The organism is Methylobacterium sp. CM6244 (genome assembly GCF_054817885.1).
The window spans coordinates 608,732-622,646 of sequence record NZ_CM139247.1; the positions used below are offsets into that span (position 1 = coordinate 608,732).

General features: G+C 66.4%; 15 protein-coding genes. 3 read left to right on the top strand and 12 right to left on the bottom strand.

The features are described 5' to 3' along the window. Window positions 1–37 precede the first annotated feature (37 nt). The 8 genes from ACYQML_RS02825 to ACYQML_RS02860 all read right to left on the bottom strand — a co-directional run bounded on the left by ACYQML_RS02825 (window position 38) and on the right by ACYQML_RS02860 (window position 5,327). The gene (locus ACYQML_RS02825) at window positions 38–400 is read right to left on the bottom strand and encodes a DUF6883 domain-containing protein (RefSeq protein ID WP_461234635.1); all 363 of its coding nucleotides are present in this window, start codon (window positions 398–400) and stop codon (window positions 38–40) included. After that, on the bottom strand, window positions 397–648 hold the full coding sequence (locus ACYQML_RS02830) for a DUF4926 domain-containing protein (RefSeq protein WP_147833099.1): 252 nt from the start codon (window positions 646–648) through the stop codon (window positions 397–399). Before ACYQML_RS02830 ends, ACYQML_RS02825 begins: the two co-directional genes overlap by 4 nt. Before the next feature lie 43 nt (window positions 649–691). Beyond that, window positions 692–1,726 (bottom strand): GTPase ObgE, encoded by a 1,035-nt coding sequence (gene obgE / locus ACYQML_RS02835; RefSeq protein WP_461234636.1) that lies wholly within the window; start codon window positions 1,724–1,726, stop codon window positions 692–694. An 87-nt stretch (window positions 1,727–1,813) separates the two neighbouring features. After that, window positions 1,814–2,299 carry a hypothetical protein gene (locus ACYQML_RS02840; RefSeq protein ID WP_461234637.1) on the bottom strand — a complete coding sequence of 162 codons (486 nt, stop codon included), beginning with the start codon at window positions 2,297–2,299 and terminating at the stop codon, window positions 1,814–1,816. A gap of 152 nt (window positions 2,300–2,451) precedes the next feature. Then, window positions 2,452–2,718, bottom strand: a complete 267-nt coding sequence (gene rpmA, locus ACYQML_RS02845; RefSeq protein WP_056422330.1) for a 50S ribosomal protein L27 — start codon at window positions 2,716–2,718, stop codon at window positions 2,452–2,454. Between the two features lie 35 nt (window positions 2,719–2,753). Further along, window positions 2,754–3,068 carry a 50S ribosomal protein L21 gene (gene rplU / locus ACYQML_RS02850; RefSeq protein WP_056422333.1) on the bottom strand — a complete coding sequence of 105 codons (315 nt, stop codon included), beginning with the start codon at window positions 3,066–3,068 and terminating at the stop codon, window positions 2,754–2,756. Between the two features lie 194 nt (window positions 3,069–3,262). Then, window positions 3,263–3,778, bottom strand: a complete 516-nt coding sequence (locus ACYQML_RS02855) for a helix-turn-helix domain-containing protein (protein ID WP_461234638.1) — start codon at window positions 3,776–3,778, stop codon at window positions 3,263–3,265. Window positions 3,779–3,806: 28 nt separating this feature from the next. After that, the gene (locus ACYQML_RS02860; RefSeq protein ID WP_461234639.1) at window positions 3,807–5,327 is read right to left on the bottom strand and encodes a helicase HerA-like domain-containing protein; all 1,521 of its coding nucleotides are present in this window, start codon (window positions 5,325–5,327) and stop codon (window positions 3,807–3,809) included. 159 nt (window positions 5,328–5,486) lie between these two features. Between ACYQML_RS02860 and ACYQML_RS02865 the strand changes: the two genes are divergently transcribed. Next, window positions 5,487–5,873 carry a hypothetical protein gene (locus ACYQML_RS02865; RefSeq protein ID WP_056422339.1) on the top strand — a complete coding sequence of 129 codons (387 nt, stop codon included), beginning with the start codon at window positions 5,487–5,489 and terminating at the stop codon, window positions 5,871–5,873. Window positions 5,874–6,120: 247 nt separating this feature from the next. After that, a complete protein-coding gene (gene olsB, locus ACYQML_RS02870) occupies window positions 6,121–7,176 on the top strand; it encodes a l-ornithine N(alpha)-acyltransferase (RefSeq protein ID WP_461234640.1) in 1,056 nt (351 codons plus the stop codon). 53 nt (window positions 7,177–7,229) lie between these two features. On the opposite strand, the gene ACYQML_RS02875 is transcribed toward olsB, so the two are convergent. From ACYQML_RS02875 to ACYQML_RS02890, 4 genes are all read right to left on the bottom strand, one after another. After that, window positions 7,230–9,035, bottom strand: coding sequence for a putative bifunctional diguanylate cyclase/phosphodiesterase (locus tag ACYQML_RS02875; protein WP_461234641.1), 1,806 nt, complete (start codon window positions 9,033–9,035; stop codon window positions 7,230–7,232). Window positions 9,036–9,904: 869 nt separating this feature from the next. Beyond that, window positions 9,905–10,768, bottom strand: coding sequence for an SDR family oxidoreductase (locus ACYQML_RS02880; protein ID WP_461234642.1), 864 nt, complete (start codon window positions 10,766–10,768; stop codon window positions 9,905–9,907). Continuing rightward, window positions 10,765–11,895, bottom strand: coding sequence for a tRNA epoxyqueuosine(34) reductase QueG (queG, locus tag ACYQML_RS02885; RefSeq protein ID WP_461235647.1), 1,131 nt, complete (start codon window positions 11,893–11,895; stop codon window positions 10,765–10,767). Before queG ends, ACYQML_RS02880 begins: the two co-directional genes overlap by 4 nt. Window positions 11,896–11,978: 83 nt before the next feature. After that, window positions 11,979–12,671 (bottom strand): glutathione S-transferase family protein, encoded by a 693-nt coding sequence (locus ACYQML_RS02890; RefSeq protein WP_018041671.1) that lies wholly within the window; start codon window positions 12,669–12,671, stop codon window positions 11,979–11,981. Window positions 12,672–12,877: 206 nt separating this feature from the next. Here ACYQML_RS02890 and ACYQML_RS02895 point away from each other — a divergent pair, with 206 nt between their 5' ends. Next, entirely contained in the window at window positions 12,878–13,681 is an 804-nt protein-coding gene (locus ACYQML_RS02895) for an undecaprenyl-diphosphate phosphatase (RefSeq protein ID WP_461234643.1), read from the top strand. Window positions 13,682–13,915 lie beyond the last annotated feature (234 nt).

Consider the following 13,915-nt stretch of genomic DNA (forward strand, 5'->3'; position numbering starts at 1 on the left):
GGCAGCGCATGGGTCTTGGCGATACCGACCCGTCGCCTCACGCTATCGGACTCGGCTTTCCCCGCGAAAGAGGAATGAGGGTGACGAAAGCGGCGAATCCATCCTCGAGCATCCAGACGGATCGGATCATGGGGTGCCGCCCATCCGGTGAAGTGATCGGCCCTTCGCACACGATCTTGGTGTCGCCTTGCGCAGTCGAGATCGTCCATGCGTCCGGAGCGAGCAGAAGGTGATCGGCGAGCGAATCCTGCAGGACACGCGGCTCGCCAGCCTCGAAACCGAAGCGGAGCAGAAATCTGGCTTTCGGGCCACCGCGCGGATGATCGATATTGAGACAGTAGCGAGTTACCTTGTCCTCGCTGATCGTCAGACCACGGATCGAAGGTAGATCTCGGCTCAAGAGGCGCTACGCCGCGTGCGGGTCAACGCCCCGGCATGCACCGTCGCCACTGCTCCCTCGGGGAGCGCGAACTCGACTTCAAACGCTTCGCCGTCACGCCAGACGCCGACAATCGTCCCTGCCGTGCCGACTGGAATCGTCACACCGTCATCGCTCGTCACATCCGCAAGCAGGGTCACGTCGTCCAAATCCCGGAGCGCGGCTCCCGGATCGTCTTTCCTCAGCAGATAAAGGACTTCAATAGACATCGAAGCACTCTATCGCGAGTCGCGCGGCAGACAAAACGCTCGGTTATGGCTGCCAAGCCTCAGCCGGCCGTGCCTCGGCCTCGGCCGCCTTGGCTTCCATCATCTCGCGGGTGATCGCGCGCAGAGCGTCCTGCACGCCGAGGCCGGTGGCCGAGGACAGGATCAGCGGCTTTGTCTTGGAGGCCCGCTTCAGGCGCGCGACCTGCTCTTTCAGGGTGTCGGGATCGACGGCATCGGACTTCGACAGGGCGACGATCTCGTGCTTGTCGGCGAGCCCGTTGCCATAGGCTTCGAGTTCCTTGCGGACGAGCTTGTAGGTCTTGCCGGCATGCTCGCTCGTGGCCTCCACGAGGTGGAGCAGCACACGGCAGCGTTCCACATGGGCGAGGAACTTGTCGCCGAGGCCGACGCCGTCATGCGCGCCCTCGATCAGGCCGGGAATGTCGGCGAGCACAAATTCGCGCTCGTCCGAGCGGACCACGCCGAGACCCGGATGCAGGGTGGTGAAGGGATAATCGGCGATCTTGGGCCTGGCCGCCGTCACCGTCGCGAGGAAGGTCGACTTGCCGGCATTGGGCAGGCCGACGAGGCCGGCATCGGCGATGAGTTTCAGGCGCAGCCAGATCCACTGCTCATGGCCTTCGAGACCCGGATTGGCGTGTTTGGGCGCGCGGTTCGTCGAGGTGGTGAAATAGGCGTTGCCGAAGCCGCCATTGCCGCCCTTGGCCAAGCGCACGCGCTGCCCGATATGGGTCATGTCGGCGATCAGGGTCTCGCCATCCTCGGCGATGATCTCGGTGCCGGCGGGTACCTTCAGCACCACATCCGCCCCGTTGGCGCCGTGGCGGTTCGAGCCCATGCCGTGCTCGCCCTTCTTGGCCTTGAAATGCTGCTGGTAGCGATAGTCGATCAGCGTGTTGAGGCCGTCGACACACTCGACCCAGACATCGCCGCCACGGCCGCCATCGCCGCCGTTGGGGCCGCCGAACTCGATGAACTTCTCGCGCCGGAACGCGACGCAGCCGGCGCCGCCGTCACCGGAGCGGACATAGACCTTGGCTTCGTCGAGGAATTTCACGGGTGTTCTCGTCTCTGTCTTGGGTTCGCTTGTGCCCTGCCCCCCATCTGGGGCCGGACCTTACGCGAATCACATGCGGGTTCGGGTTCAGGCTGCGCCCTGACGGCACTTCCCGTCGAGGTTCAGGTACTGCACGCTGCGCAGGCCCGCCTCGAACCACGCCCCACCCGACTTCGTCCGGTCGTAGGCGTAGAGATTGATGACGATGGCGCCATCCGGAGACGTGAGCGTCGCCGGCACCTGCGCATCGTCGAAAGCCCAGATCGGGCGCGGCACGCCCTCACCGAAATCGGCCCGGCTACCGTCCATCTCGAACTGGCTCACCTGGGCGAAGACCGGCCGCTCGTCCTGGTCGGAGATCGCGAAGGCGAAGCCGACCTTGGGGCTTCGCCCGACGAAATTGTAGAATTCGCAATAGAGCGTCGGACTCTTGCGCGACGGCCCTGGCGCCGGTCGGAGCACCTCCGCGACAGAGGGTGCGGGCGGTTCGCGCCCCTCACCCAGAACGAAGAGGGCGAGGACGACCGAACCGACCACGGCGAGCCCCGCGAGACCGAGACTGCCCTTCGTCATCGCGGGTCCGCTCCCGAACGCCACACCTCCGGGCGGGACCGATCGTCGAGACGACGAAAGGGAGGATGGCGCGCCATCCTCCCTTCGCTGTCGGACGATCGTCGCGCGGCCTGCCTAGGAAGGCACGCCGCTCCGCCGTGGGAGACCGTGGATTACTCCGCGGCTTCCTGATGCGGCACGACGGTGACGAAGGCGCGGCCGCGCTTCGTCAGGAACAGCACGCGGCCATCCGCCTTGGCGAAGAGGGTGTGGTCCGTGCCGATGCCGACATTGACGCCGGGGTGGAACTTGGTGCCGCGCTGACGGACGATGATGTTGCCGGCGATGACGGCTTCGGCACCGAACTTCTTCACGCCGAGGCGCTGGCCGGCCGAATCGCGGCCGTTGCGGGACGAACCGCCTGCTTTTTTATGGGCCATGGTGGCTTAAACTCCGAAATGTCTCGATCAGAACGTCAGGCGCTGATGCCGGTGATGCGCACCACGGTGTGGTGCTGGCGATGACCGCGCTTGCGGCGCGAGTTCTGACGGCGGCGCTTCTTGAAGGCGATGACCTTGGCGTCGCGGCCGTGGCTGACGATCTCGCCGGCGACGCTGATGCCCGACAGGAGCGGAGCGCCGACCTGGGTGGCGCCCGCGCCGTCCGTGAACAGCAGGACTTCGCCGAAGGTCACGGCGGAGCCGGGTTCGCCCTCGACGGTGGCGATCGTGATGGTGTCGTTGGCGGCAACGCGATACTGCTTGCCGCCCGTCTTGATGACTGCGAACATCGTTCTCTCTTCGTGTTCTCTGCCGGCCTCCAGCCTAGCGAGCCTGGACCGTCTTCTTGTTCAGGTCATCCGCGACACCGATCGAGCGATGCTGCGAACGCGAAACGCGCGGACTTCGTCGAGGAAGCCGCGCGAGCGTCGGTGGATAAGCGTGGAGGGGGTGATTTGTCAATGCGACGATGCCGGAGCGCCGCTCACCCCGGCTTGAATCCGATGTCGTCCCGTTCCGCGAGCACGGCTTCCACGATGGAGGGATGGCGCGCGATGATGGCGAGCAGGATGCGCGCGGAGGCGTTGGGCCGGTTGCGGCCCTGGTCCCAGTTCTGCACCGTATCGAGCTCGAATCCGAATGCCGTCGCGAAATCCGCCTGGGACAGGTTCATCCTCGTCCGGATCTCCTTGGGACTGACGTCCGGAATTCTCAACTCGACGGCCCGGATTCCGAGTTCGGAGAATCGCGCCACGAGAGCGCCGGCATCCTCACTCCACATTTGAGCGGCGACCGTATCACCCGCGGCAATCCGCTGAAGGAACGCATGTGCCCGCTTGAGGGACACGCCCTGCGAGACCAGGAGGCGCGCTACATCGACCGGCCGGTCGATCTCAGCGTTCATGCGCAGCCGCAGACGAATGGGGGTACCGAAACGGGCGCTGGATGCGACCTTTGGTACGCCCCGTCGTGCGAGTGCTTCCTTCAACGACAAGGCCATCGGATAACGAGCCGCTCTTTCCGAATGGTCACCGCTTCATCAACCCGCCCAGCACGTTCCGCAGGATCGCGTTGCCCACCTGCGTTCCCACCGTCCGCGCCATGGAGCGAGCGGCGTTGCCGATGACCTGTTCGGCGAGGCCCTGCGGCGGGCGCCGGCCTCCCTTCGCGGCGGGTTTGGAGCCGAGGACTCCGCCGAGGAGATTGCCGAGCATGCCACTCAGGCCACCTTCCGATTGCTGCGCCGCCTCGGCAGGAGCGGAATCCAGCCCCTTGCGAGCGGCGAGGATCTCGTAGGCGCTCTCATTGTCCACCGCCTCGTCGTATTTGCCGCGCAGCGGGCTTTTCGCGATCAACTCGGCGCGCTCGGCTGGGCTCAGCGGCCCGACCCGGCCCTGCGGCGGAGCGATGAGGGCGCGCTCCACCATCGAGGGCGTGCCCTTGGCCTCGAGGAAACTCACCAGGGCCTCGCCGACGGCGAGTTCGGTTATGGCGGAGGCGACGTCGAAACCGGGATTCTGCCGGAACGTGTCGGCGGCGGCCTTCACCGCCCGTTGGTCGCGGGGCGTGAAAGCGCGCAAAGCGTGCTGGACTCGGTTGCCGAGCTGGCCGAGCACCGATTCCGGCAGGTCGAGGGGGTTCTGGGTCACGAAATAGACGCCGACGCCCTTGGAGCGGATCAGCCGGACCACCTGCTCCACGGCATCGAGGAGGGCCTTGGGCGCATCGTCGAACAGGAGATGCGCCTCATCGAAGAAGAAGACCAGCTTGGGCTTGTCGAGGTCTCCCACCTCCGGCAGCTGCTCGAACAGTTCCGACAGCATCCAGAGCAGGAACGAGGCGTAGAGGCGCGGCCGCTGCATCAGCTTGTCGGCGGCCAGGATGTTTATGATGCCGCGCCCGTCGCGGTCCCGCTTCATGAAGTCGTTGAGGTCGAGCGCCGGCTCGCCGAAGAACTGGTCCGCGCCCTGGTTCTCCAGCATCAGCAATTGCCGCTGGATCGCCCCGACGGAGGCGGCCGAGACGTTGCCGTATTGGCCCGAGATCTCCTTGAGGTTCTCGGTGCAGTAGAGCAGCAGCGCGCGGAGGTCCTTCAGGTCGAGGACCGGCCATTGGTTGTCGTCCGCGACGCGGAAGGCGATGTTGAGCACGCCTTCCTGCGTGTCGTTGAGTTCGAGCAGCCGGGCCAGCAGCAGCGGCCCCATCTCGATCACCGTGCAGCGGATCGGGTGCCCTTGCGCCCCGAACAGGTCCCAGAACACGGTGGGGAAACGGTCGGGCTCGTACGTGATCCCGAGTTCCTCCGCGCGCTTGACGAAGACCGGTTTCGATTCGCCCGCCGCCGCCAGCCCCGAGAGGTCGCCCTTGATGTCGGCGGCGAAGACCGGGACGCCGGCATTGGAGAACCCTTCGGCCAGTACCTGGAGCGTCACCGTCTTGCCGGTACCGGTGGCCCCGGCCACGAGGCCGTGGCGGTTGGCGAGCCTGAGCGTGAGGGCTTCCGGCTTGGTACCGCTTTTGCCAACGAGGAGGGTGCCGTCGCTCTGCATGGTCGCCTGATCCCACCGCCTCGCGTCGCGCCCAGCGCTGCGACCCTGGGGTTATGACGCCCGGGGGACGCATTTTCCAGCAGCACCGCACCCGGCGCTTGATTTCATCGCGGACAGACCAGATGGACTAGGCACACTCATGCGTTGGAGCATCGTTACATGGAAGAGTTGATCGCCCGCGTCACCACCAAGACCGGGCTCGACGCCGCGACGGCCCAGACGGCCATCGGCCACATCCTCGCCTTCCTGCAGAAGGAAGGCCCGGCCACCGAGGTCGCCCAGCTCTTCGCGGCGATGCCCGGTGCGGATGCGGCGGCGGCCCAGGCGAACGAGGGCGAGGGCGGCGGCGGCCTGATGGGCATGCTCGGCGGCATGATGGGCGGGGGCGTGATGGCCCTCGGCCAGAAGCTGATGGCGGCCGGCGTGCCCATGGGGCAGATGCAGCCCCTCGGCCGCGAACTCTTCGCCTTCGGCCGCGAGAAGGCCGGCGAGGACGTGATGGGGCCGATCGTCGGTTCGATCCCCGGCCTGAACCAGTTCGTCTGAGACCGGTTCGGCTGGCCTCTCTTCCCCGGTGCCTGAGCCGGAGAAGAGGAGAATGGGAAAGGTTCGGCGGCTACCCATGGAAGGGTCGCCGGCGAACCATTTCGGCGCGACACTAACCGTCTCTGGATTCACGCAAAAGCCTGTCATAAAAGCGTTCGGGCTTCGTGGTGATGTGACCTCGCGGATATGAGGCTCCGGCGCTCCATCGGGAGCCGGCCTCGCGGGTCCGACAGAGCGGAATGGACTGATGGTCCCGAACTTCGCACGCGATGCCTCCACGGCGTGGCTCAATGGCTGGGAGGCGCATGTCCATGCCCCCATCGCCCGGTTCAAGCAGAAACGCCTTGAGGCGGGGCATGCGGGTTTCGCGGGCATTCCGGGATTTTCCGGCCTTCCCGGCTTCGGCGCCAGGGCGCTGGTTCCCCCCGGTGCGACGCCGATCCGGTTCAAGCCGCGCCTGAAGAAACCCCTCGCGGCACCGGGGCTCGACCCGGTCCTCGGCCGCATCGGCGATCTCGAAGTCCGCCTCGCCACCACCGTTTCCGAGATCCGCCGCGCCCAGCGCCTGCGCTACCAAGTGTTCTACCAGGAGATGTCGGCGGTGGCCTCCGGCATGTCGCTGCTGTCCCGGCGGGACATCGACGATTACGACACGGTCTGCGACCACCTGCTGGTGATCGACCATGCGGCGACGGAGGCGAAACCCTTCCGGCGCCCGAGGCCGAAGGTAGTCGGCACCTACCGCCTGCTGCGCCAGGACGCCGCCGACCGCAATTTCGGCTTCTACACCGCCGGCGAATACGACATCGCACCGCTGCTGGCGGCCCATCCGGGCAAGCGCTTCCTCGAACTCGGCCGCTCCTGCGTGCTCAAACCCTACCGGACCAAGCGTACGGTGGAGCTGCTCTGGGCGGGGATCTGGGCCTATGTCCAGCACCACCGCATCGACGCGATGCTGGGCTGCGCCAGCCTGGAGGGGACCGACCCGAACAGGCTCGCCCTGGCGCTCAGCTTCCTCCACCACCATGCCCGCGCCCCCGAGCCCTGGTGCGCCAGGGCGCTACCCGGTCGCCATGTCGCCATGGACAGACTGCCGCGCGAGGTGGTGGACCCGAAGGCCGCGCTCCAATCCCTGCCGCCGCTGATCAAGGGCTACCTGCGGGTGGGGGCCACGTTCGGCGACGGCGCGGTCATCGACCACCAGTTCGGCACCACGGACGTGTTCGTCGTCCTGCCGGTCTCGGCCATCGCCGCCCGCTATATCGGCCATTTCGGCCCGGCCGCGAACAAGCGCGCGGCCTGAGCCCCCCAGCAGGTTTACATCGCAGAACCGGGGGCCACTTCTGCGAAACCTGCTTAGGCCGCCGCGCTCACGCGACGGGATTTCAGGTAGGCCGCGACCTCGTTGGCGGGGAGCGGCCGGCTGAACAGGAAACCCTGCACCTCGTCGCAGCCCTCGCTCCTGACGAGTTCGAGCTGCTCGGTCGTCTCGACGCCCTCGGCCACGATCCCCATGCCGAGCCGCTCGCCGAGGCCGACCACCGCGCGCACGATGGCCGCCGCGTCCGGCTCCGCGATATCCTTGATGAAGGCGCGGTCGATCTTGATCTTGTCGAAGGGAAACCGACGGAGATAGCTCAGCGACGAGTATCCGGTGCCGAAATCGTCCAGCGCGATCTTGACGCCCAGTGCCCGCAGGCGGTGCAACGTCGCCACGACGCCCTCCGGGTCCCGCATCAGCGCGCTCTCGGTCACTTCGAGTTTGAGCCGATCCGTCGACAGGCTCGCCCCGTCGAGGGCGCTCGACACCGAGCGCTCGAGGTCGTGCTGGAACTGCACCGTCGAGACGTTGACGGCGACGCGGATCTCGTCCGGCCACGTCATCGCCTCGCGGCACGCCTCCGCCAGGGCCCAGGCGCCGAGCGACACGATCAATCCCGTCTCTTCGGCCACCGGAATGAATTCGCCGGGCGAGATGAGCCCCCGCTCGGGGTGATGCCAGCGCATCAAAGCCTCGAAGCTCGTGACCCTGTCGGTCACGAGGTCGATGACCGGCTGATAGACGAGGAAGAAGTCCCCCCGCCGGATCGCCTCCTTCATGTCGAAGGCGAGAAGGTGCCGCGAGGAATGGCGCGCGGCCAAGGCGGGCTCGAACAGCCGATAGGTATCGCGCCCGATCGTTTTGGCCTCGTAGAGCGCGATATCCGCCCGCCGGAGCAGGTCGTCGACGGTAATGGCCTCACTCGGCATCATCGCGGCGCCGATGCCGACACCGATCTCGACCACCATGCCGTCGATCTCGATCGGCGCACCGAGCACCGCGATCACATGCCCGGCGACCGCATCCGCCTCGTCCGGCCCCGTCAGTCCCTCGAGCACGAGCGCGAACTCATCGCCACCGAGCCGCGCCACGGTGCCGCCGTCGCCCACGGCCTGGAGCAGGCGGTCCGCGACGATCCGGAGGAGACGGTCGCCGCCGCTATGGCCCAGCGTGTCGTTGACGGCCTTGAAGCCATCGAGATCGCAGGTGAGGACCGCGACGGTGGAGCGGCCCTCGCGGGGGCGCATCACGGCCCGGTCGAGACGGTGGCGAAGCAGGCGGCGGTTCGGCAGGCCCGTCAGGTCGTCATGCAGGGCCAGGTATTCGGCCCGCGCCTCGGCTTCGTGGCGATGGGTGATGTCGATCTGGGTTCCGACCGCGCGCAGGGCCCGGCCGGTGCGGTCACGCTCCACGACGCGGCCACGGGTCAGGACCCAGAACGACGTGCCGTCGCGGCAGACCACCCGATGCTCGCACTCGCAGGTGGAGGTGAGACCTCTGACATGCTCGGCCATGGCGAGGGTCAGGCGCTCACGATCCTCCGCATGGACGATGTGATCCATCGGTTGACGGGCCTCGATGGCATCGACGGCGTAGCCGAGCCGCGCCAGCCAGCGTTCGGACGTCCAGATCGTCCCGTTGGCGAGGTTCGAATCCCAGATCCCCTCTACGCCGCTATCGAGCGCGAGCGCGAGACGCTCCTCGCCCAGCCGCCTTCTCTCCTCGCTCGCGCGCAAGGCCCGCACGGATCTCGACCAGCCCTTCAGGACGATGCGAAGGCCGGACCGTCCCGCATCCGCGCCGCGGAAGGCACGGCCGGGGAAATGAGTCCGGCGAGACATGTCCGTCGGCAGATCCCTGCTGGCGGGTCGGGCATCGGTTGCGGACGGTCGCAGCCGCCAGACCATCGTTCGAAGCCACGCGGCCATCTTCAGCGGCGACGTCATCGCTTCACTCACGACCGGCAAGTCCGAGGCGGATGCAAGTCTGAGGAAGATGTTGGAATCGCCCGCGCCCGCGCGGGCTGAACGCATTTTGCTCCGACCATGAACCGTGTGCCGCCACGACCCGCTTTCCATTCGATGGCGATACTTGCGCAAAACCGCCAGAATCAGCCGGTGCCCATCATGCTTCAAGCATCGTTATGCGAAGAGCGCCTTAATGAGAAGTCAATGTGACCGCGAAATAGCGCACTTGACTTGCATTCAAATTGTCGCACCATATTTTAAGACAAGTTTCTACAACAATATAAAAATCTACCGGTATAGATGCACTAGACAAGACTTTGCCTATACGACACATTTATCATAAACCGATGTTAGTATGCAGAGGATAGGGCCAAAATTGATCGATGACCGGATCGCACACGGGTCCGATGAATCAAGACATGAATACCGCAATTCCATAGATCAGCGTGAATTCGAGTCGAGATGAATTCTTCCTCCTCAAATAGAGAAAGTCTTCGCAAGAAACCTAGCAGCCCGCATCGAATTTTTTTACAGCCCGATCCGAAAACCGGTCGCGCAAGGGGGATTCCTGCGGTCGGGGGCCGATTAAAAATAAGCTGAAATCATTCATTCCACCGTAGATCATTCATGCCCGAGCAAAGAAGCAGTCGCGACAACAGACGCTTCGTTGCCATTCGGCTCCCTCCTGTGAGGGAAACGACCGAAATCTGCGTCGTCCTCGCGATGGGATATGTTCTCGAGCGTCACGCCCTGGCATCGGCCACCAGCGCGGCCAAGCCCTCGCGGTAGGTCGGATAGGCGAGATCGACGCCGAGCTCCTCGCGGATCAGGCGGTTCCGCACGCGCTTGTTCTCGCCGTAGAAGCTGCGCGCCATCGGGCTCAGATCCGCCGTCTCGAAATCGATCTCGGGCGGCAGCGGCAGGTTGGCGAGGCCGGCGGCGTATTCGGTCACCACTTGCGGCGGCGTCGGCTCGTCGTCGGTGACGTTGTAGACCGCCTGTGCCCTCGGCCTGTCGATGGAGGCGAGCAGGGTCGTGGCGATGTCGTCCACATGGATGCGGTTGAACACCTGACCCGGCTTGATGATGCGCTGCGACTTGCCCTCGCGCAGCTTCACGATGGGGTTGCGGCCCGGCCCGTAGATGCCGGACAGCCGGAACACCTGCACGGCCTTGCCGGTCTCCTGCCCGAAGGCGAGCCAGGCCTTCTCCACGGCGATGCGGCCATGCGAGCGCCCGCTCGTGGGGTTGGGCGGCGTCGTCTCGTCGATCCAGGCACCCTGCTGGTCGCCGTAGATCCCAATGGTGGAGAGGTAACCGATCCAGCCGATCCGGCTGTCGGCGATGGCGTCCCGGTAGCGGGCCAGCACCGTGTCGCCGTCGCGGGACGGCGGTGCCGAGACCAGCAGCACGTCCGTATCGGCGAGGTCGCCCGCGATCCGCGCGTCATCCGTCTCAGGGCCGAAGCCGCGCAGGGCGACGCCGTCGAGTCCGGCGCCCGGCCGGGCAGGGTCGGTGACGGTGGCGCGGATCTCGCCGAACCGTCCCGCCGCGCGCTCGACGAAGCGGCGTGCCGTGAAGCCCAGACCGAAGACGAAGAGGTTCATGCCGACGTGTTTCCCGCGTGATCGAGTGCCGCGCGCCATTCGGCGCCGACCTCGGCATCGGTTTCGCCGATGGCGTGGCTGTTGAAAAGGCCGCGCATCGCCGCCGCGTCGGTGAGGCGGCTCGACGCCCAGACCGCCATGCCGCGCACCAGGGGCGACGGGTCGGAGAGACAGCGTTCGGCTTCTGGAGCGAGCGCCGGATCGTTGGAATTGCCGATGGCGATGAGGACGTTGCGCAGGAAGCGGTCGCGCCCCGTGCGCTTCACCGGGGTTCCGGCGAACCGCGCCCGGAAGGTCGCATCGTCGAGCCGCGCCAGTTCGGCGAGGGGAGGCGCGGCGAGGTCGGCCCGCGCGCCGAGGCGCGCCTCCGAGGCGGCGGCGGCGAACTTGTTCCAGGGGCAGACGGCGAGGCAATCGTCGCAACCGAAGACCCGGTTGCCGATGGCCTCGCGGAATTCAGGCGCGATCGGCCCCTCGTGCTCGATGGTGAGGTAGGAGATGCAGCGCCGCGCATCGAGCTGGTACGGGGCGGGAAACGCAGCGGTCGGGCAGATGTCGAGGCAGCGTCGGCACGAGCCGCAATGGTCGGCCTCGGGCGAGTCCGGCACGAGATCGGCGGAGGTATAGATCGCCCCGAGCAGGAGCCAGTTGCCGTGCTCGCGCGAGATCAGGACCGTGTGCTTGCCCTGCCAACCGAGGCCCGACGCGGCGGCGAGCGGCTTTTCCATCACCGGCGCGGTGTCGACGAAGACCTTCACCCGCACGTCGCCCTTGGCGGAGAGGTAGCCGCCGAGCTCCTTCAGCTTGCCCTTCACCACATCGTGATAATCGCGGCGCTGGGCATAGGCCGCGATGGCGCCGCGATCCTTCAGGGCCAGCAGCGAGAGCGGATCGGCCTCGGGGCCGTAGTTCATACCCAGCATCACGATGCTGCGAACGCCCGGCCAGAGAATCGCCGGATCGGCGCGCTGGTCGGCGCGCTCCACCATCCACTCCATCTCGCCGTGATGCCCGGCGGCGAGCCAGGCCGGCAGCCGCTCGCGCAGGACCGGCACCGCATCGGGGGTCGTCACCCGCACCGCGTCGAAGCCGAGATGCCGGGCGCGGGCCTCGAGCGCCTGCCTCAGGGCATCGCCGGAGAGAATTTTGCGCTGCTCACGGCGGTTGGCCGCCTGCTCGCCCTCTGCCCGGAACTGGCCCGAAGGAGCGTTCAGAAATCCAGGTCCGCGTAATGATCCGCCGGGGCCATGCCCGGAACCCGGTCCGCCAGCAGCGTCCGGAAGGAGGGGCGCGATTTCAGCCGCGCGTACCAGTCCCTCGCCGTCTCGTCCTCGTCCCATGGCACGTCGCCGAGATAATCCACGCAGGAGAGGTGGGCCGCAGCCGCGAGATCCGCATAGGTCAGATGGTCGCCGGCGATCCATTTCCGGCGGGACATTAGGTAGCCAATATACTTCATATGGTAGCGCACATTGGTGCGCGCCGCACGAATGGCATGCATGTCCGGCGGACCGCCGCCATTGGCGCTGGTCATGAAGCGCTTCGAGATCTTCTCGGTGACGAGGTAGCCGGTCACCTCGGCATCGAACTTCACCAGGAACCAGTCGAGCAGGCGGCGGACCTCCACGCGATCGGCGGTGGCCTCCGGCAGCAGCCGGCGCCCGGACAGGCCGAGGCCGCGGGTCTCGTCCAGATACTCGGCGATGATGCCGGCCCCCGGCACCGCGAGCCCGGTCTCCTCCACCAGGACCGGCGTCGTCCCGGCCGGATTGATGAGGAGGAACGCCTCGCGCCGGTCCCAGACCCGCTCTTCCACGAGTGCGGGCTCCATGCCCATCTCGCTGAGCACGAGACGGATGAAGCGCGAATGCGGACAGAAGGGGGAGTGGTGAAGCGTCGCCATAGAGGCCGTTTCGAAGGGGATGGAACCGCGGGACGCGCCGTATCGAGACCGCCGGTGGGTGAGGGTCGCCAGTCGAGACTTATTGCCCGATCATTGCCGCCTCATTAACACGCTGGACATGTTCCGGTAACCGCTCGTCAACTCTGATCGCCGACACCGTCCGGCGACCCCGCGCTCCCACCCCACAACAACCGAGGCGAGACATGATGGATGCCATGAGCATCGTGAAGGCGGTCGTGCTCGCCGTCGTCGAAGGCGCCACCGAGTTCATTCCGGTCTCCTCCACCGGCCACCAGCTCCTGGTCGGCCATTTCATCGGCTTCCAATCGCCCAACAACACGTTCGAGGTGCTGATCCAGCTCGGCGCGATCCTGGCGATCCTGGCCGTCTATTTCCGCCGCCTCCTCGGAATCGCCGTGGCGTTTCCGAGCGATCCGAACGCGAGGCGCTTCGTCCTCGGCATCCTGCTCGCCTTCCTGCCGGCAGCGATCATCGGCGGCCTGTTCTCGAAAGCCATCAAGTTCTACCTGTTCAATCCCTGGATCGTCTGCGCCACCCTGGTGGCCGGCGGCCTCGTCCTTCTCGTCCTCGACGAGACCGACCTCGAGGTGAAGAAGCGCGACGTCTTCGACTTCACCCTGCCGATGGATTTCAGGATCGGCCTGTTCCAGTGCATCGCGATGATCCCCGGCGTGTCGCGCTCAGGCGCCACCATCGTCGGCGCGATGCTGATGGGAGCGGACAAGCGCTCGGCCACCGAGTTCTCGTTCTACCTCGCGATCCCCACCATGGCCGGCGCCTTCGCCAAGGACCTCCTCGACAATTACAAGAACCTCTCGCAGGACGATGCCGGGCTCATCGTCATCGGCTTCGTCGTGGCCTTCCTCTCGGCCTTCGTCGTGGTCCGCACCGTGCTCGACTACGTCTCCTCCCACGGCTTCCGGCTGTTCGCGTGGTGGCGCATCATCGTCGGCTCGCTCGGCTTCGCGGGGTTGATCCTGTTCGGCTGACGAACCCGCCTCGCGGCCCCGGACCCGCGCTCGCGCCGGGACCCGGGGCCCAGGCTCGGGACGCAGCAGGTTCAGGGCACAGAAGGTTCGGGACTTGGCTCCGACCTTCGTTTTTCTTTGAGTCCGCGCTGATTTCTTTGATGAGTCCGGCGTGTTGCCCGGCAAGCCTCGCCGTGCGAGGGCTGTCGCCGACAGCGTCCGGCCATGCGCGGCCGGCGAAAGCGTGCGCCAAGG

What these genes read in the sequence shown, in the direction of transcription:
- ACYQML_RS02830 (WP_147833099.1), bottom strand. Translation starts at nt 648, where the DNA reads ATGTCTATTGAAGTCCTTTATCTGCTGAGGAAAGACGATCCGGGAGCC.
- ACYQML_RS02840 (WP_461234637.1), bottom strand. Translation starts at nt 2,299, where the DNA reads ATGACGAAGGGCAGTCTCGGTCTCGCGGGGCTCGCCGTGGTCGGTTCG.
- rpmA (WP_056422330.1), bottom strand. Translation starts at nt 2,718, where the DNA reads ATGGCCCATAAAAAAGCAGGCGGTTCGTCCCGCAACGGCCGCGATTCG.
- rplU (WP_056422333.1), bottom strand. Translation starts at nt 3,068, where the DNA reads ATGTTCGCAGTCATCAAGACGGGCGGCAAGCAGTATCGCGTTGCCGCC.
- ACYQML_RS02855 (WP_461234638.1), bottom strand. Translation starts at nt 3,778, where the DNA reads ATGGCCTTGTCGTTGAAGGAAGCACTCGCACGACGGGGCGTACCAAAG.
- ACYQML_RS02860 (WP_461234639.1), bottom strand. Translation starts at nt 5,327, where the DNA reads ATGCAGAGCGACGGCACCCTCCTCGTTGGCAAAAGCGGTACCAAGCCG.
- ACYQML_RS02865 (WP_056422339.1), top strand. Translation starts at nt 5,487, where the DNA reads ATGGAAGAGTTGATCGCCCGCGTCACCACCAAGACCGGGCTCGACGCC.
- olsB (WP_461234640.1), top strand. Translation starts at nt 6,121, where the DNA reads ATGGTCCCGAACTTCGCACGCGATGCCTCCACGGCGTGGCTCAATGGC.
- ACYQML_RS02875 (WP_461234641.1), bottom strand. Translation starts at nt 9,035, where the DNA reads ATGTCTCGCCGGACTCATTTCCCCGGCCGTGCCTTCCGCGGCGCGGAT.
- ACYQML_RS02880 (WP_461234642.1), bottom strand. Translation starts at nt 10,768, where the DNA reads ATGAACCTCTTCGTCTTCGGTCTGGGCTTCACGGCACGCCGCTTCGTC.
- ACYQML_RS02890 (WP_018041671.1), bottom strand. Translation starts at nt 12,671, where the DNA reads ATGGCGACGCTTCACCACTCCCCCTTCTGTCCGCATTCGCGCTTCATC.
- ACYQML_RS02895 (WP_461234643.1), top strand. Translation starts at nt 12,878, where the DNA reads ATGGATGCCATGAGCATCGTGAAGGCGGTCGTGCTCGCCGTCGTCGAA.